The sequence below is a fragment of the Actinomyces sp. Z5 genome, from assembly GCF_003287795.1.
Lineage (GTDB): Bacteria > Actinomycetota > Actinomycetes > Actinomycetales > Actinomycetaceae > Actinomyces > Actinomyces glycerinitolerans.
The window spans coordinates 1-15,235 of record NZ_QMIN01000066.1 but is presented as its reverse complement, the minus strand read 5'-3'; the positions used below and the strand labels follow the sequence as shown (position 1 = coordinate 15,235).

The window sequence follows — 15,235 nt, the reverse complement described above, 5'->3', positions numbered from 1 at the left end:
TCGGCCGCGCACCGGTTGGGGCGCGGCCGACAGCTCGCTGTCTGTGCACGGTTCGGGACCCGCGGAGCGCGAGGCTCAGCCGATGATGCCTGCCAGGGTATCGGCGTCGGCCACAACCCGATCGAAGGGAACCAGCCACACCGGTCCGTTCGGGGAGTCGACCTGCACCACCAGGTGCTCGGCCTGAAGGCAGTCCAGGCGTGAGGCGGTGTCGTCGCCCTGGGTCTGCCATGAGGGTTCCTCGCTGGGAATGACGTAGCCGCCCAGCGCCGGATTCGCCCAGCGCAGCAGGAGTACGCGCGCGCCGGCGCGGGCCGGGACCTCGGGGTTGGTGGCCAGCGAGGAGGCCACGCCCTTCGCCGAGCCGATGCCCACGGCTTCTGCGAGCGCGCCGTAGGTGGTGCAGATCGGGGGGCGGTGGGCGACCAGTATGGACATGGCCCGCGAGATGCGCTCGCGGGCGGAGGAGTCCGCCGCGGCATCGGCGATGGCGCGTACTCGCGCCCCGGTCAGGTGGGCTGTCTCGGCCAGCTCGGTGGAACTCAGGCCATTGGCGAGCCCGCGCAGGATGAGGCTGTCGCGCTCGTCGCGCAGCGTGCTGAGCTGCTCCTGCAGCTCCTGCTGCTTGGAGGCGAGGGTGTCCAGGTGGTCGAGTACTTCATCGCGCGCGGATGAGGCTTCGCCACGAGTGGCGTTGGCGCTGGATGGGGGGCTGCTGGTGGTTGGGGCTGCCATGTAGGAAGAACCTCCACAAGGTAGATTCAAAGTTCGCCAGGTACGCTAGGGGGCGCACCTGGAAGGTTGCTGTGAGATATCGCGTGTAACTAGTTTATGTGAATGAAAGCGCATATGTAACCCCATCGTTGCGAATCGCCGTCTCTGCGGAGCCCTGCCGCTACTCGGAGTCCGCCGCCAACTCGGCGCTGGCGAAGCGCCGAACCTGCGCGTTATCCGGGGAAACCTGCCGTGGCGTGGTCAGACCGTCGCCGAAGGTCTCGAAGGAGCGGGCCGTGACCAGTAGTCGCGACTCCATGGACCCGACCGCCTGGTTGTACGCGGTCACGGAGCGCGTCAGGGCGGAGCCCAGGGTGTCGAGATGTCTGGCGACCGTGCCGAGGCGCTCGTAAAGCGTGCGCCCGAGCTCTACCAACTCGCGTGCGTCGTCGTTGACGGCGGTGCGCGCCCATGCGGTCGCGCAGGTTCGCAGCAGCGCCAGCAGTGAAGCGGGCGTGGCCAGGGCGACCCCGTGGTCGAGTGCGTGCTCCATGAGCGTGGGATCGGCCTCCAGAGCCGCGGCCAGGATCGGTTCGGCCGGCACGAACAGCACCACCAGTTCCGGGGAGTCCTGGAGCGTGCGCGCATAGTGACGCTCGGCCAGGGCGTCGACGTGAGCGCGCAGCGCCTTGGCGTGCTCTGCCAGCAGCCGGGCCCGGCGCTCCTGCGTGGCGGTCCCGAAGTGGGCGCCGTGCCCGGAGAGGGTGCCGTCGGTAGTGGGCCCGCCGGGTGAGGCGGGACTGGGCGCGGCGGCACCGTCGGTAGTGGCGCCGTCGGGATCTGCTCCGACGGCGCAGGCCTTCAGGTAGGAGTCCAATGGCACCTTGGCGTCCAGCGCCAGGAATCCGTTGCCGGGCAGGTGCACGACGACGTCGGGCCGCGACTTGCCGCTGGCGCCCCCGCTGCCGCCGGCGCCGTTGCGGCGACCGACCACGGAGGCCACCGAGCGCTGCTCGGAGAAGTCGATATGCCGCATCATCCCGGAGGCTTCGAGCACGCGGGCGAGCTCGACCTCACCCCACAGCCCACGCGAGGAGCGCGAGCGCAGGGCGCCCTCGAGCGCCGTCGTTGTGCGCCGCAGCTCGCGATCGGACTCGGCTCCCGCGCGCAGCTGTTCGGTGAGCGTGGCGTGCTCGGCGGCGCGCTGCTGCTCCATCCGTTCGACCCGGGCGCCGACCTGCTCCAACTGGGAGCGGACCGGCGCGAGGGCGCGCAGCACGGAGCCGTCGCGCTCGGCGCGTTCCTCGGCCGCGGCGGTGCGGGCGGTCAGCTCCTCGGCGCGAGCCCGCCACTGGGCCGCCTCGGCGCGCAGGGCGGCGGCGTCGTCGCGACCGCCGGCACGGGCGGTAGCCGAGCGGGCCACCGCCAGGGCGTAACCGGCCACCGCCCCGACGAGCAGGCCGATGAGCAGTAGCAGGATGGGAAGCGCTGTGGACATGGGGCCACCATGACACGGGGCGCCGACATGAATTCCGGGCGCTTAGCGGCGGGCCGCTACACTCGCCCCGTGGCACTCACTATCGGAATTGTTGGACTGCCCAACGTCGGCAAGTCGACCCTGTTCAACGCCCTGACCCGGGCGACCGTTCTCGCGGCGAACTACCCCTTCGCCACGATCGAGCCGAACGTCGGTGTGGTGCCCCTGCCGGATGCGCGGCTGGACGCGCTGGCCAAGATGTTCCACTCCCAGAAGATCGTGCCCGCCACCGTCTCCTTCGTGGATATCGCCGGGATCGTGCGCGGCGCCAGCGAGGGGGAGGGACTGGGAAACCAGTTCCTCGCCAACATCCGCGAGGCCGACGCCATCTGCATCGTCACCCGCGCCTTCGACGACCCCGACGTGGTCCACGTGGCCGGCAAGGTCGACCCCGCCTCGGACATTGAGACCATTGCCACCGAGCTGATCCTGGCCGACATGCAGACCCTGGAGAAGACGATCCCGCGTCTGGAGAAGGAGGTGCGCGGCAAGAAGACCGACGCCGCCGTGCTGGAGGTGGCGCGGGCCGCGCTGAAGGTGCTGGAGGCGGGCGAGCTGCTGTCGGCCGCCGCGGCGGGCAAGGCACTGGATGAGGAGATCCTGCGCGAGTTCCAGCTGATGACCACCAAGCCCTTCATCTACGTGTTCAACCTGGACGACGCCGGCATGCACGACGCCGCCCGACAGCAGGAGCTCGGCGCCCTGGTGGCCCCGGCGGAGGCCGTGTTCCTGGACGCCCAGTTCGAGGCCGAGCTGGTGGAGCTGGAGCCCGATGAGGCCGCCGAGATGCTGCACGAGAACGGCCAGGACGAGTCCGGTCTGGACAAGCTGGCGCGGGTCGGCTTCGACACGCTCGGCCTGCAGACCTTCCTGACGGCGGGGGAGAAGGAGTCGCGCGCCTGGACGATCCACAAGGGCTGGACCGCCCCGCAGGCGGCGGGTGTGATCCACACCGACTTCGAGAAGGGCTTCATCAAGGCGGAGATCGTCTCCTACGACGACCTCATGGAGTACGGCTCGATGGCCGAGGTCCGCGCGCACGGGCGGGTCCGCATGGAGGGCAAGGACTACGTCATGGCCGACGGCGACGTGGTCGAGTTCAGATTCAATGTGTAGCGAGTCGGCTTAGTCGTTGTACACCTTGTCGCGACGTCCGATGGAGAAGACCTCGATCGTGACGATGTCGTCGTGGATGAGCGCGAGGATCCGGTAAGAGCCCACGCGGTAACGCCATTCGCCCGAGCGGTTCGTGGTCAGCCCCTTGCCGAAGGCGCGGGGGTCGGCGCACCCATCGAGGTTGTTCTTGATCCAGGTGGCGAGGATCCTGGCGTCAAACCGGTCCATCTTCTTCAGTTGTTTGCGGGCCCGCATGGTCAGCTCGACGCGGTACGGGCTGGTCTGCGCGGTCATGAGGTGAGTTCGGACAGGACCTCGTCGATGCTGAAACGCTCGCCGGAATCGTGCGCGATCGCCTCGCGCAGCTCCTGTAGATCGTAGGAATCCTCGATCTTCTCCAGGATCGCGGTACGGGCGAAATCGGAGACGGTTACGCCCTCGAACCGGGCGAACTTGCGGACGAGTTCGGCATCCTGCTCGTTCATGCGCACTGTCATGGTGCTCACGGTCGGCTCCTTCTCGTGGTTCGTGAATACATTGTATTCAGGCCGCCGCCGCGGGCAAGGCGCTGGACGCTGAGATCCTGGATGAGAATGGTCGGGACGAGTCCGGTGACGTTATTGACGTGGTGCGTCATGTGTATCACTCTGGGTGAGTGATCAGGTCCCTCGGTGATCGGGATACGGAGTGCGTGTGGCTGCGTGAGCCGGCCCGGCGGATCGACCCACGGATTCATCGGACGGCAAACCGGAAACTGCGTCAGCTTGATGCCGTTGTGTCGCTCAACTCGCTTCGAGTCCCGCCCGGGAATCACCTCGAAGCTTTGAAGGGTGATCGCAGAGGTCAGTACAGCATCCGGATCAATGACCAGTGGCGGATCTGTTTTGTGTGGACCGCCGCCGGACCCGAGAACGTGATCATCGAGGACTACCACTGAGGTGCACCATGACTGACAAGCTCTACGCGCCGATCCATCCGGGCGAGGTCCTGATGGAGGATTTCATCAATGCCTTCGGCGTTACGCAGCACAAGCTCGCGGTGTCGATCGGTGTGCCTCCGCGTCGGATCAACGAGATCGTGCATGGCAAGCGGGCGATTACCGCGGACACGGCGCTGCGCCTGGGGCGTTACTTCGGCGTTGAGCCGCAGTTCTGGCTCAACCTGCAGTCGCGGTACGAGCTGGAACTGGCGGAGGGCCGCATCGCCGCTGAGCTCGACGCCATCAAGCCCATCCAAGCCGCCTGAGTGCCGACGGTGCGATGGCGGTGGCTTACGACCATTTCGGAAGGCCGACGTCCTCGGCGTCGACGTGGTGGCCCTGGCGACAGGACAGGCGCGCCTCGATGGGGCTGCCACAACCCAGGTGAACCGGCTCCGGCGCAATCGGTGCCACGTCCGGCAGATGCTTGAGTCCCCACTGCTGTAGCGCCGCCAGCACGAGGACAAGATCGCGTCCCTTGGTGCTGAGGGTGTAGGCGTGTCGCTGCCTGCGGCCGGGCTCCCGGTAGGGCTCGGCCCGCAGGATGTCGTGTTCGACGAGTTTCCTCAGTCGCGCCGACAGTACCGAGCGCGGGCATCCGAGACTCTCCTCCAGGTCGCTGAACCGGCATATACCCCGGTGAATATCGCGAAGGATCAGTAGAGTCCACTTCTCGCCCAGCAGTTCCAGGCTGGCGGCGATGGGGCAGGTGGTTTGTGGTCCCGTCATGGTCTCTGACACTCCCTGATCCGTTGCGGCTGCCGATGGCGCCGCGGTCTCCTGGATGCGTGTATATGCGGCGTCGATGCGGGCGGAACAGGCTCGTCGGCTCGCCTGCAGGTGTGACCGCATCCGTGCATGCGCGTCGCACCCGCGTACGCTCGTCGCCTGCGAGCCCGGCGCATCTCTGAGTCCGCTTTTGATACCCAGGGAGCGTAGCACTGAGCTCCACGGCTCGCGACCGGGGTGTGCAGGGGTTCTCCGTGTTTGTGGGTGTGGCGGTTTGGGCTGGGTTTGTGATGCGGTGGTCGGTTTCGGCTCGGCGAGGTCGTACTCGGGCCAAAGAGGTCGTTCTCGGGTTGGCGGAGTCGCTCTCGGTAAGTGCCGGTCTGCCGAATACGACCTCGGCGGCCCCAAACCCTCCCGAATGTGGAGGGTTTCGGGTTGGCGAGGACGTATTGGCCGAACCCGGGTCGTACTCGGGCCAAAGAGGTCGTTCTCGGGTTGGCGGGGTCGTTCTCGGATCGACGGTGTTGGTGGCCGGCGGAGGATTCGTTGGAGCCATTGAAGTCATGTGGGCGCCGGCTCGAGGCCGCGGCCTCTTGGCTGTGAATGCCAGCCGCATTGGTGACGAACTCAAGACGCCCCCGGGCGTACGTGTCCAGCATTCCAAACACGCACGCCGACCGCCGGCCCGCCGCACCCCGCAAACGCGAAGAACCTATGAAGGCCGTGCATGAAGCAGGCGGTGTCGGCTGGACTGTCCGGTTGACAGCGCAGCCGGCGCAGGCTAAGTTCGCGATCTGGACTTAGATGGTTGTCGCCTGCCGGGTCGTATCCCGATGGGAGCATGACAGAGACAGGAGCAGACGTGATGAAGGCCTACGCCCTTACCTCCTACCGCAACGGTGGGACGCTCGAGTGGCTGGACGTACCCGAGCCGGCGGCCGGTCCAGGGCAGGTGGTGGTTGAGATCCGTGCGGCCGGCCTCAACCCGCTGGATCGCATGATCGCCGCCGGGCAGTTCCGGCAGCTTATTCCCTACCGGCTGCCGCAGGTGCTGGGGCAGGAGCTCGCCGGCGTCGTCACCGAGGTTGGCCCCGGCGTGGAGGACCTTGCGGTGGGTGACCACGTGTTCGGGCGCCCGGGCATCAACCGGATCGGCACCTTCACGCGGGCCATCGCCGTCGACGCCGCCGACCTCGCCCCCATGCCCGCCGGGCTCGGCTTCACCGAGGCGGCCTCCCTGCCGCTGGTGCTGCTTACGGCCGCGCAGGCCTTCATGGAGAAGGCGCGAGTCAAGCCGGGGGACAAGGTCTTCATCCAGGGTGGTACCGGTGGCCTCGGCTCAATCGCCATCCAGGTGGCCAAGCACCTTGGCGCCACGGTTGCGACCACCGTGAGCACCAAGAACGTCGACTTGGCCCGCGAGCTGGGCGCCGACGTCGTCGTGGACTACCGCACCCAGAGGTATGAGGACCATGTCAAGGACTACGACGTCGTCCTGGACACCCTGGGAAAGGACGAGACCCTGCGCTCCATGCAGGTGCTGCGACCGGGAGGCACCATGGTCTCGGTCGTCGGTGCGCCCGACCCTGAGTTCGCGGCACAGCTGGGCAAGCCGATCCTGAAGCCGGTCATGTGGCTGATGAGTCGCGACGCGCGCCGCGCCGCCAAGCAGCGGGGAGCCGCGTACAAGTTCCTCTTCATGCGTGCCGACGGCGGCCGACTGGCGCAACTCGCCCCCGCCATTGAGGGCGGCAGCATCAAGCCGCTGGTGGGACACACCTTCCGGTTGGACGAGCTGGAACAGGCCATGGAGCTGTCCGCCTCCGGGAGGGCTCGCCCGGGCAAGATCGTCGTGGAGGTAAGGGAGTGAGCGCCGTGAAGTACTTCGACGGCCCATACGCGGACGCGCCGGTCGAGCGCATGACCGTGTACCCCAAGGGGCGCATTTCGCGTACCGGGCGGCCGGTTCCGGCGGCGGGGTGCCCCTGCTGCTCCTGAACCACCTGGCGGCCACCCTCGACGGCTGGGACCCGCTGCTGGTCGACCGGTTGGCGCAGGACCGCCCGGTCATAGCGGTGGATTACCGCGGCATGGGCGGCTCGTCCGGCTCGGCGCCCACCACGGTTGCGGGTATGGCCGACGGCGTGATCGAGTTCCTGGACGCCGCACGGCCGGAGCGGGTAGACGTGCTCGGGCTCTCGCTGGGCGGCTTCGTCACCCAGCAGCTGCTGCTGACCCATCCGCAGCGGTTCCGCATGGCCGTGCTGGCCGGAACCGGCCCGGCGGGAGGCGCGGGCATCACCAGGGTGCCGGGCCTGACCTTCTGGGCCATGGCGAAGGCGGCGCTGACCCGGAAGGACCCCCGTCACTACCTGTTCTTCCCCGTGACCGCCTGGGACAGGGCGGATGAGTTCCTGGGCCGCGTGGCGGCCTTCAAGCATCCGGACACGGCCGCGCGGGTGCCCGGACTCCTGCGCCAGCTCAGGGCCGTGCGCGGCTGGGGGCGGCAGGAGCCGCAGGACCTGTCCCGGATCGAACACCCGGTCCTGGTGGTGAACGGCGACAACGACCTCATGGTTCCCAGTCCCAACACCCTGGACCTGGGGCGGCGCCTACCCGCCGCCAGGCTCGAGGAGCTCTACCCCGGCGCCGGCCACGGCGCCATCTTCCAGGAGCCGGACCTCTTCGCCTCACAGGTCCGCGCCTTCCTGGACTGACGGAACTGTGTTGCCTGCACAGCTTTGCTCATCGGGGCGTGCCCTCCCACGGATTGACGACCGCTACCTCCAGCGGTGCGAAGTCCTTGACGTTGCGCGTCACGACGGTCAGGCCGTGGACCGCGGCGGTGGCCGCGATCAGTGCGTCGCGCTCCGGCCGCGGGTCGGGGACATGCAGGTGTGCGGCGCGGCGGGCTTGCGGAGCTCGCTGACTACATTGGTATCCAACAGGTAGCTCATAACTCCGGAACCTTCAGACCGATAGAGGCCGGCTCGAACTCGACGTCGTCATCCATGCTCAGCCTGTCCACGAGCGAGGCGCCCGTCTCCCCGAGTCGGTGGTAGTCGTTGATGGTCAGTAAAACGTAAGCCGGCTTGCCTCGGTCCGTGATGATGACCGGTCCCTCATTGGCCGCCCGCTTGGCGGCACTGACATCGTGGTTGAAGTCGCGAGCGGTGATCGAGGGCATGTCAACACCTCCTGTGTAGCTACATACCCTACGTTATGTCGGGTGTATAGCCCGTGCGAGGGGATGACGCGCCCCCTTGCATCTGACACGGTGTGAGGATGTTCCATGGAGGCATGGATCACGACGAGGGACTGCTGCGTATCGGTCTGTTTTCCAGGCTCACGGCGATCAGCGTGAGGATGCTGCGCTACTACCAGGAGCAGCGTGTACTCGAGCCCGCCGCCATTGACCCATTCACCGGGCACCGGTCCTATGCGCCCTCTCAGCTCACTGACGCGCATTGGATCGTGCGACTGCGTGACGCCGGAATGCCGGTCGGCGAGATCGCCGAGATTATGGCCAACCGTGGTGATCCGACGCGTGTGCGCGCCATCATGTCCGCCCACGGCGACCGCTTGGATGCCGAGCGGGAACGGCTGGAACGCATGAGCGCCGCGTTTGAACATATCAACGCCTATCTCAAGGAGTCGACCATGGATATCGATGTCCGCCAGATTCACATGCCTGCCATGACCGTGGCAGTCCTGCGCCGCGTCCTGCCGTCCTACAACGACGAGGGCCGGCTGTGGCAGGAGATCGTGCCGCTCATGGAGCGCAGCGGCCTGGAACTGCCCAGTCATGACGAAGGGCTGGGTGGGGCGACCTACCTAGACCCGGAGTACAGGGAGACTGATGTAGAGCTCGAGGTTTGGATCAGAGTCCCGGAATCCTTCACACCGGTAGCGCCGTTGGAATGCCGTGAGGTGCCTGCGCGCGACGTCGTGGCCGCCACGCTACATGGCGGATATGACGGCATGCCGGAGGTCACCGCGGCGATCGGCAGTTACATCGCGGCCCACAACCTTCGCACGGGACCCATGCTCAACATCTACCGGGTCGGCCCGGCGCACAACCCCGACCCGTCCACCTGGGTTACGGATGCGTGCTTCCCGATCATCGAGGAGTGACCGCGCGCCCGTGTGCGACGTCTGCGGTGTTACCGGTTCTTCCGGTTTGGGTGTGTGGTGATTGCATCGGGGCCGAGGTGTCTGCTGCGCCGGTTGGACGTTAACAACGCTACTTAACGTTCTGCTGTATACCCCAGGAGCTTTCAGCAGACGGTTAACCGGCGTTGTTAACCCCGAAGTGGCGTTGCAGACGGTGAAGTGGCGCAGCCCAGGGCTGAGTGACATACGTTGCTGGGAGCAATTCCGCCGTAGGATCCCCGCCATGGACGAGCTGACCTACCTCACCGGCCGCGGCGCCGTCGCTCCCGGACAGATCGAGGGCATGTTCGTCGGCTGGCCGTCTCCTCCCTCCCCGCAGCAGCTGGTGGCGGTCATGGACGGCAGTTACCGGCGCGTTTGGGCGCTCGACGGCGACCGCGTCATCGGCTACATCAACGCCATCAGCGACGGCGTGCTCAACGCCTTCATCCCCTGGCTCGAGGTCCGCCCCGACTACCAGGGCCGGGGGATCGGCGCGGAACTGGTGCGTCGACTGCTAGCCCAGCTCGGTGACATGTACGCCGTCGATCTGTGCTGTGATCCGGGAATGCTGCCGTACTACGAGAAGCTCGGCTTCGCGCGCCTGGCCGGCGCGGGCCTGCGCAACCCCCGCGCGATTATGAGCGGAGGAGCTTCAAAGACGCTCGCGGGTCTCTGAGACCGCTCGCCCACATCCCTGCCGTCCGGCAAGCGCCCGCGGCTCTACTCGGCGGACGGTCTGCGCCGCAGGCCCTTAAGCTCCGCGCGCCGTCGCTTGGCCGCCAGACGACGACGCTGGGAACCACGGGTGGGCTTGGTTGCCCGGCGCGCCACCGGCGGCGCGAGCGCACCCCGCAGCAACGCCGCCAGGCGCTCCCGCGCCGCCATCCGATTGCGGTACTGGGAGCGGTGCTCGGCCGCGGTAACCGTGAGCACCGTCCCGGTCAGGCGCTCGTTCAGGTTCTGCAGGGCCCGCTGGCGCTGCCGCTCGTCAAGCGCCGTCGTCGTCGCCAGGTCCAGGCTCAGCTGGACGCGGGAGTCGGCGGTGTTTACGCCTTGGCCGCCGGGGCCGGAGGCATGCGTGAACTGCTCGCTCAGCTCCGCCGCCGGCACCGTCAGCCCCCGCGGGCAGCCGGGGCCGGGCGGGATCGACAGGTCCTTCATGCGAACAGTGTGCGCCGGGCCTACCCTGGGCGCATGCCTACGTCCCAGCCGGCATCGCCCGTGTTCACCGCCGCGGGCAGGCACGCGCTGGCCCTGGTGGCCCGCGAGGCCCGCGCCGACGGCGTCCGCGAGGTCCTGGCGCCCCGCGTGCGCTGCACCGCCATGACCACCCCCTTCGAACTCGAGGGCCTGCACGTCACCGACGTCGACTGTGCCCCATCCGGCCTGCTCGCCCCCGGCGCCCTCGCCGCCGCGCTCGCGGCCTGCGACCGGCCGCCACTGATCCTGCACGCCGAGACCTTCGGCAACCGGGCCGACGGCGAACTCCGCACCGTGCTCGCCGCCGCCCGCTCGACCGGGGCGCGCATCGTCGTCGACGCCACCCACACGGCACTGGAACGTGCCGAAGAACTGCTGACAGACGCCGGACCCGGGACCGGTGCCGCTGACCTCGACAACGCCGACTACCTGGTGGCGAGCCTGCGCAAGCTGCTGCCCATCCCGCTCGGCGGCGTGGTCCACGGGCTCGTCCGCCCGGCGGCGCCGACCGGGGACGAGCTGAACGCGGACCTGGCCGCCGTCGCCGCGATTGCCGAGCGCCACCGGGATGTGCCCGTACTCATGGACGCCGTCGAGGACCTGCTCGACCTCGCCTGGGCGCCCGCCCCCATGCCGGGCCCTTACCGTGCCCGGCTCGCCGCCCCGGGGCTAGGCGCCGAGCGCACCCGGCGTCGCGCCCGCCTGGCGCGCCTGCACGCCGCCGTCGCCGATCTGGACGTCATCAACCCCGGGGCCGCCTACCAGCCGGTGATCGCCCACCCCCAAGCCGCCGCCATCCGCACGGCGCTCGCACGTGCCGGCTTCTCCCCGCCCCTGCACTGGCCCGGCGTCACCGATGGGCTCGTCGTGCTGCCCGACGATCCTCGGGCAGCAGCCATTGCACGCCGCGCGGCGGGGCCGACGGCACTGCGCGAGGCGCTTGCAGCAGGCGAAGCGAGCGGCCCCGCGGAGCCCTTCGACTTCGATGCCTTCATCTCCTCCAAAACACCGAAGACGGCATGACTGCCTACCGGCTGACGCCGGCTGCGCGCTGACCCCGGCCGCTAAACCCGCAGCACGCCGCGCCAGCCGCGCGCCCCGTAGTAGGAGTCGGCGCCGTTGTGGTAGACGAAGACCCGGCCGAAGCGCCGGTCGCCGAACAGTGCGCCTCCCAGCGTCCGGACATCCGCCGGCGTCGCCAGCCAGGTCGAGGTCTTCAAGTCAAACTCCCCCAGGCCCTGCAGGTGGTGGTAGTCCGCCTCGCTCATGAGCTCGACGCCGATCGCCGCCGCCTCGCCCGCGGCGCTGCCCCGCGGCGGGTTCCGCTTGCGGGAGCGCAGGGCCTCGTCGTCAAGGCACAGGCTGCGTCGAGCGGCGGGGGTCTCGGCCGAACAGTCGTAGAAGACGAATTCGTCCGCCTGCGCGTCATAGGCGACGACGTCGGGCTCCCCGCCCGTGTCCTCCATGCGCCCGAGCGCGGTCAGCGCCTCGGGATGCGCGGCCAGGCGGGCGGCGACCGCGTCCCAGGAGATGCCCTCATGTCGGTGCGGATGCGCCTCGAATCGGGCCCTGAGTACGTCGAGCATGTCGTCTCCTCCGTATGTGTTGTCCCAACGTCCGGGCGCATTGTCCCCCATGCCTCGCCGGAGTGGTGAACGATGCTGCAGGTACCGCTCCCCGACACGTCACACGGCGGCAACACGCCCGGTCTCTAGGATCGCCCCATAGCAAACACACCAGGAGGAAGCATGATCAGGGTAGCGATCAACGGATACGGCAACCTCGGGCGCGGCGCCGAGCAGGCAATCACCAAGAACGAGGACATGGAACTCGTCGTCGTCTTCACCCGGCGCGACCCGACCACGGTCACCACTCAGGGCGCGCCCGTCGCCCACGTCGACGACATGCCCGCCTGGGCGGACAAGGTCGACGTCTGCCTCAACTGCGGCGGCTCGGCCACCGACCTGATCGAACAGACCCCGGCCGCCGCCGCGCTGTTCAACACGGTCGACTCCTTCGACACCCACGCCCGCATCCCCGAGCACTTCGCCGCCGTCGACGCGGCCGCCAAGGCTTCTGGGCACGTCGCCCTGATCTCCACCGGCTGGGACCCGGGCCTGTTCTCCATGCTGCGGGTCCTGGGCGAGGCCGTCCTGCCCGACGGCGCCACCACCACCTTCTGGGGCCCCGGCGTCTCCCAGGGGCACTCCGACGCCCTGCGCCGCATCGACGGCGTCGTGGACGCCAAGCAGTACACCCGCCCGGTCGAGGCGACCGTCGCCGCGGTCAAGGCCGGCGACGACGTCGAACTGACCACCCGCTCCATGCACACGCGCGACTGCTACGTGGTGGCCGAGGAGGGTGCCGACCTGGCCCGCATCGAGCGGGAGATCAAGGAGATGCCCAACTACTTCGCCGACTACGACACCACCGTCAACTTCATCACGGCCGAGGAACTGGCCGCCGAGCACGCCGGCATCCCGCACGGCGGCACCGTGGTTCGCCGCGGACACACCTCCGACGGCGTCGCCGAGACCGTGAACTTCGAGCTGCAACTCGACTCCAACCCGGAGTTCACCGGCTCCGTCGTGGCCGCCATGGGGCGGGCGGCGGTGAGGCTGGCCGCCCGCGGCGAGTCCGGCGCGCGCACCGTCTTCGACGTGACGCTGGCGGACCTGTCCGCCAAGACCTCCGAGGACCTGCGCGCCCACTACCTGTGACGGTGGCCGGCTCGCTGGCGTCGTCGTCGCTCGGACGACGGCGCCGGCGCGGCCGCATCAGTACGCTGTTCTTGTGACGGACGAGCGGGTACACGGGGAGTTAGGCCTCGGAGCCGTGAGCCTCTGGGGTGAGAGTGCGCCGCGGGAGTTGGCCGCCGTGGCCGCTTGGGAGGCGGACGTACTTCGGGGTGAGCGGTGACGAGCAGGATGTCGGTGTTCGCGCCAGACACACGTGTCGCATCCGTGCTACAGTGCAACCATGGTGACCGTCGAGCCGCCGATCGAGAGGCTGTCTCAGCGTGAGTTGCGCAACGAGTCCGCTCGGGTGCTGCGTGAGGTGGGAGAGGGACGGTCCTTCGTGATAACTAACAGTGGTGTCCCGGTGGCGCGGATAGTGCCATTGAGCGAGCTTACTCCTGCGCTGCCGGTGACTCGTCCGGCGCGGCGGCGGGGCGGCTGGGCGAAACTCGGGATCGAGCGGAGGGAATCCTCGCAGGACTTCCTGCAATCGCTCGATGACTTGCGCTCGGATCGCGGGTAGTGCGACGTGGCGAACGAAGTCGTATACGTCGATACCTCTGCCTTAGGTGCGCTGCTGGTTGATCAACCCGAGAGTCCTGCGCTGCTCGACTGGTTCGATCGGACACCAAGCACGCTGGTCTCCAGTGATCTGCTTGAGGTTGAGTTGCGCCGTATTGCGGTCCGAGAGAGTCTTAATCAGGACGACGTGACGCGGCTCCTTGAAGGAGTGTCGCTCGCGTCCCTCGACCGGGCGGTCTTCCGCAATGCGGGTTTATTGCCGATGCCATATCTGCGCACCCTGGATGCATTGCACCTTGAGGCTGCGATCAGGCTAAATGTAGATGCGGTACTCACGTACGACCACAGATTTGGCGAAGCTGCCAGAGCTCTGGGGCTGGCGGTCATCGCGCCCGGGGTGGCCGGTGCCGCATGAGCGTCTGAGTGGCCTGTCGCCGTAGCGGCACAACCTGAGCTCCCGCGCGAGACTCGCCTCCGCGGTGACCTGTAACTTCACCGTGTCGTACCTCCCATGCGGCTTGCGACTGAGCCGACGTAGGGTGAGCCCATGAGTAACCCCGTGTCTCCGGAGCCTCAGAACGGCATCCCGAGCGACTCCAACGCCCAGAGTGGCGCACCGGCCGGCTCCGATCCGGCATCCTCGGCCCAGGCGGGTGTGCCGCAGTCGCCCGCCTACCAGTCCGCTCAGGTACCGCAGCAGGCCTATGCGGCACCGCAGCAATCCGCCGCGCCGCCCTCCGCCCAACCGGGCTTCCAACAACAGGCCCAGGCGCAGTTCCAGAACCTGCTGGCCAAACCGAGCCCGCATTTCCCGACGAATGTGCGCAATATTCTCGGCGGCTTGTCCGCGGCCACCGTGGTTGTCACGCTCCTGGCCATGTTCACCCCGTTCGTATCCATTTCCGTGTGGGGTTACTCCAACTCGATGTCACTGGCTGGGAGCCGGGACGGAGCCTTCTTCTGGATCCTGCTCATTGGCACGATCGCCGCCACGGTTCTCGTCTTCCTGCAGGATAAAGTCGCCAAGGGGGTCATGTGGGTCATCCCGAGTGTTGCCATCGTCGGCGCTCTGATGGGGTTCGGTGAGGCGCTCGGTAACAACGAGGTCTTCGACTACGGAGCCTCACGCGGTTTCGGCTACTTCATGGTCCTGATTGACGCGCTCCTGTTCATCGCAATCGCCATCTACTCGATCATGTCCCTCGTCAAGAAGGAACCCGCCGCCGCTTCGGCGTTCCCAGCCTATGGGGGCCCGCAGCAGTTCCCGCAGGCCCATCAGGCTCAGCAGGGTTACCCGGCGCCTCAGCAGTGGCAGGCCAACCAGGCTCAGCCGCCCTCCGGTCCGCAGCCTTACGCTGCCCCACAGCAGCAGTTCCCGCATGCCCATCAGGCTCAGCAGGGTTACTCGGTGCCTCAGCAGCCGCAGGTACCGACTCCTCAGCCGCAGGCGCCGCGGGATTACTCGGCGTCACAGCAGCCGCAGCAGTCGGCTGGCCCGCAGAACCCGGATTCCGGGCAGTCGCAGGCCTAAGGTTCGCTGTCGGG

General features: G+C 68.0%; 20 protein-coding genes. 12 read left to right on the top strand and 8 right to left on the bottom strand.

What is annotated here, in order from left to right:
* Window positions 1–75 precede the first annotated feature (75 nt).
* The gene (locus DRB06_RS09165) at window positions 76–735 is read right to left on the bottom strand and encodes a hypothetical protein (protein ID WP_108968349.1); all 660 of its coding nucleotides are present in this window, start codon (window positions 733–735) and stop codon (window positions 76–78) included.
* A gap of 160 nt (window positions 736–895) precedes the next feature.
* Window positions 896–2,212: a DNA recombination protein RmuC gene (locus tag DRB06_RS09160; protein ID WP_111819772.1), complete on the bottom strand. Its 1,317-nt coding sequence runs from the start codon at window positions 2,210–2,212 to the stop codon at window positions 896–898.
* A 69-nt stretch (window positions 2,213–2,281) separates the two neighbouring features.
* Between DRB06_RS09160 and ychF the strand changes: the two genes are divergently transcribed.
* Window positions 2,282–3,367 (top strand): redox-regulated ATPase YchF, encoded by a 1,086-nt coding sequence (ychF, locus tag DRB06_RS09155; protein WP_108969897.1) that lies wholly within the window; start codon window positions 2,282–2,284, stop codon window positions 3,365–3,367.
* 9 nt (window positions 3,368–3,376) lie between these two features.
* Here ychF and DRB06_RS09150 read toward each other — a convergent pair whose 3' ends face one another.
* On the bottom strand, window positions 3,377–3,661 hold the full coding sequence (locus tag DRB06_RS09150; protein ID WP_108968344.1) for a type II toxin-antitoxin system RelE/ParE family toxin: 285 nt from the start codon (window positions 3,659–3,661) through the stop codon (window positions 3,377–3,379).
* The gene (relB, locus tag DRB06_RS09145; RefSeq protein WP_234416267.1) at window positions 3,658–3,864 is read right to left on the bottom strand and encodes a type II toxin-antitoxin system RelB family antitoxin; all 207 of its coding nucleotides are present in this window, start codon (window positions 3,862–3,864) and stop codon (window positions 3,658–3,660) included. Before relB ends, DRB06_RS09150 begins: the two co-directional genes overlap by 4 nt.
* 158 nt (window positions 3,865–4,022) lie before the next feature.
* Between relB and DRB06_RS09140 the strand changes: the two genes are divergently transcribed.
* Together DRB06_RS09140 and DRB06_RS09135 are read left to right on the top strand one after the other, a co-directional pair.
* Entirely contained in the window at window positions 4,023–4,304 is a 282-nt protein-coding gene (locus tag DRB06_RS09140) for a type II toxin-antitoxin system RelE/ParE family toxin (protein ID WP_108968340.1), read from the top strand.
* Between the two features lie 8 nt (window positions 4,305–4,312).
* Window positions 4,313–4,612 carry a HigA family addiction module antitoxin gene (locus DRB06_RS09135; protein ID WP_108968338.1) on the top strand — a complete coding sequence of 100 codons (300 nt, stop codon included), beginning with the start codon at window positions 4,313–4,315 and terminating at the stop codon, window positions 4,610–4,612.
* 25 nt (window positions 4,613–4,637) lie between these two features.
* Here DRB06_RS09135 and DRB06_RS09130 read toward each other — a convergent pair whose 3' ends face one another.
* Complete coding sequence (locus tag DRB06_RS09130; RefSeq protein WP_108969895.1) at window positions 4,638–5,075, bottom strand: helix-turn-helix domain-containing protein; 438 nt, start codon at window positions 5,073–5,075, stop codon at window positions 4,638–4,640.
* Between the two features lie 841 nt (window positions 5,076–5,916).
* On the opposite strand from DRB06_RS09130, the gene DRB06_RS09125 reads away from it, so the two are divergent.
* Together DRB06_RS09125 and DRB06_RS09120 are read left to right on the top strand one after the other, a co-directional pair.
* Window positions 5,917–6,945, top strand: coding sequence for an NADP-dependent oxidoreductase (locus tag DRB06_RS09125; RefSeq protein ID WP_199912507.1), 1,029 nt, complete (start codon window positions 5,917–5,919; stop codon window positions 6,943–6,945).
* 109 nt (window positions 6,946–7,054) lie between these two features.
* Entirely contained in the window at window positions 7,055–7,792 is a 738-nt protein-coding gene (locus DRB06_RS09120) for an alpha/beta fold hydrolase (RefSeq protein ID WP_159097688.1), read from the top strand.
* 236 nt (window positions 7,793–8,028) lie between these two features.
* On the opposite strand, the gene DRB06_RS09110 is transcribed toward DRB06_RS09120, so the two are convergent.
* On the bottom strand, window positions 8,029–8,262 hold the full coding sequence (locus tag DRB06_RS09110; protein ID WP_108968332.1) for a type II toxin-antitoxin system Phd/YefM family antitoxin: 234 nt from the start codon (window positions 8,260–8,262) through the stop codon (window positions 8,029–8,031).
* A 113-nt stretch (window positions 8,263–8,375) separates the two neighbouring features.
* On the opposite strand from DRB06_RS09110, the gene DRB06_RS09105 reads away from it, so the two are divergent.
* Window positions 8,376–9,209: a GyrI-like domain-containing protein gene (locus DRB06_RS09105; RefSeq protein ID WP_111819771.1), complete on the top strand. Its 834-nt coding sequence runs from the start codon at window positions 8,376–8,378 to the stop codon at window positions 9,207–9,209.
* Window positions 9,210–9,471: 262 nt separating this feature from the next.
* Window positions 9,472–9,906: a GNAT family N-acetyltransferase gene (locus DRB06_RS09100; protein ID WP_111819770.1), complete on the top strand. Its 435-nt coding sequence runs from the start codon at window positions 9,472–9,474 to the stop codon at window positions 9,904–9,906.
* A 44-nt stretch (window positions 9,907–9,950) separates the two neighbouring features.
* Here DRB06_RS09100 and arfB read toward each other — a convergent pair whose 3' ends face one another.
* The gene (gene arfB / locus DRB06_RS09095) at window positions 9,951–10,391 is read right to left on the bottom strand and encodes an alternative ribosome rescue aminoacyl-tRNA hydrolase ArfB (RefSeq protein ID WP_073328413.1); all 441 of its coding nucleotides are present in this window, start codon (window positions 10,389–10,391) and stop codon (window positions 9,951–9,953) included.
* A gap of 33 nt (window positions 10,392–10,424) precedes the next feature.
* On the opposite strand from arfB, the gene DRB06_RS16635 reads away from it, so the two are divergent.
* Window positions 10,425–11,453 carry a type II toxin-antitoxin system ParD family antitoxin gene (locus tag DRB06_RS16635; RefSeq protein ID WP_258522216.1) on the top strand — a complete coding sequence of 343 codons (1,029 nt, stop codon included), beginning with the start codon at window positions 10,425–10,427 and terminating at the stop codon, window positions 11,451–11,453.
* Between the two features lie 41 nt (window positions 11,454–11,494).
* Here DRB06_RS16635 and DRB06_RS09085 read toward each other — a convergent pair whose 3' ends face one another.
* Window positions 11,495–12,016, bottom strand: coding sequence for a DUF4256 domain-containing protein (locus DRB06_RS09085; RefSeq protein WP_220093011.1), 522 nt, complete (start codon window positions 12,014–12,016; stop codon window positions 11,495–11,497).
* 162 nt (window positions 12,017–12,178) lie between these two features.
* Here DRB06_RS09085 and DRB06_RS09080 point away from each other — a divergent pair, with 162 nt between their 5' ends.
* The 4 genes from DRB06_RS09080 (at window position 12,179) to DRB06_RS09065 (ending at window position 15,221) form a co-directional block, all read left to right on the top strand.
* Window positions 12,179–13,150: a diaminopimelate dehydrogenase gene (locus DRB06_RS09080; protein ID WP_111819768.1), complete on the top strand. Its 972-nt coding sequence runs from the start codon at window positions 12,179–12,181 to the stop codon at window positions 13,148–13,150.
* 259 nt (window positions 13,151–13,409) lie between these two features.
* Window positions 13,410–13,691 carry a type II toxin-antitoxin system Phd/YefM family antitoxin gene (locus DRB06_RS09075; protein WP_111819775.1) on the top strand — a complete coding sequence of 94 codons (282 nt, stop codon included), beginning with the start codon at window positions 13,410–13,412 and terminating at the stop codon, window positions 13,689–13,691.
* Between the two features lie 6 nt (window positions 13,692–13,697).
* Window positions 13,698–14,105 (top strand): type II toxin-antitoxin system VapC family toxin, encoded by a 408-nt coding sequence (locus tag DRB06_RS09070; RefSeq protein ID WP_111819767.1) that lies wholly within the window; start codon window positions 13,698–13,700, stop codon window positions 14,103–14,105.
* A gap of 132 nt (window positions 14,106–14,237) precedes the next feature.
* A complete protein-coding gene (locus tag DRB06_RS09065; protein ID WP_146750851.1) occupies window positions 14,238–15,221 on the top strand; it encodes a hypothetical protein in 984 nt (327 codons plus the stop codon).
* Window positions 15,222–15,235: the final 14 nt, after the last annotated feature.

Bases quoted from the DNA above. Each gene is read 5' to 3' on its own strand.
- relB (WP_234416267.1), bottom strand. From the start codon at position 3,864: ATGACAGTGCGCATGAACGAGCAGGATGCCGAACTCGTCCGCAAGTTC.
- DRB06_RS09075 (WP_111819775.1), top strand. From the start codon at position 13,410: ATGGTGACCGTCGAGCCGCCGATCGAGAGGCTGTCTCAGCGTGAGTTG.
- DRB06_RS09100 (WP_111819770.1), top strand. From the start codon at position 9,472: ATGGACGAGCTGACCTACCTCACCGGCCGCGGCGCCGTCGCTCCCGGA.
- DRB06_RS09110 (WP_108968332.1), bottom strand. From the start codon at position 8,262: ATGCCCTCGATCACCGCTCGCGACTTCAACCACGATGTCAGTGCCGCC.
- DRB06_RS09150 (WP_108968344.1), bottom strand. From the start codon at position 3,661: ATGACCGCGCAGACCAGCCCGTACCGCGTCGAGCTGACCATGCGGGCC.
- DRB06_RS09130 (WP_108969895.1), bottom strand. From the start codon at position 5,075: ATGACGGGACCACAAACCACCTGCCCCATCGCCGCCAGCCTGGAACTG.
- DRB06_RS09125 (WP_199912507.1), top strand. From the start codon at position 5,917: ATGACAGAGACAGGAGCAGACGTGATGAAGGCCTACGCCCTTACCTCC.
- DRB06_RS09165 (WP_108968349.1), bottom strand. From the start codon at position 735: ATGGCAGCCCCAACCACCAGCAGCCCCCCATCCAGCGCCAACGCCACT.
- DRB06_RS09085 (WP_220093011.1), bottom strand. From the start codon at position 12,016: ATGCTCGACGTACTCAGGGCCCGATTCGAGGCGCATCCGCACCGACAT.
- DRB06_RS09080 (WP_111819768.1), top strand. From the start codon at position 12,179: ATGATCAGGGTAGCGATCAACGGATACGGCAACCTCGGGCGCGGCGCC.
- arfB (WP_073328413.1), bottom strand. From the start codon at position 10,391: ATGAAGGACCTGTCGATCCCGCCCGGCCCCGGCTGCCCGCGGGGGCTG.
- DRB06_RS09160 (WP_111819772.1), bottom strand. From the start codon at position 2,212: ATGTCCACAGCGCTTCCCATCCTGCTACTGCTCATCGGCCTGCTCGTC.
- DRB06_RS09105 (WP_111819771.1), top strand. From the start codon at position 8,376: ATGGATCACGACGAGGGACTGCTGCGTATCGGTCTGTTTTCCAGGCTC.
- DRB06_RS09135 (WP_108968338.1), top strand. From the start codon at position 4,313: ATGACTGACAAGCTCTACGCGCCGATCCATCCGGGCGAGGTCCTGATG.
- DRB06_RS09065 (WP_146750851.1), top strand. From the start codon at position 14,238: ATGAGTAACCCCGTGTCTCCGGAGCCTCAGAACGGCATCCCGAGCGAC.
- DRB06_RS16635 (WP_258522216.1), top strand. From the start codon at position 10,425: ATGCCTACGTCCCAGCCGGCATCGCCCGTGTTCACCGCCGCGGGCAGG.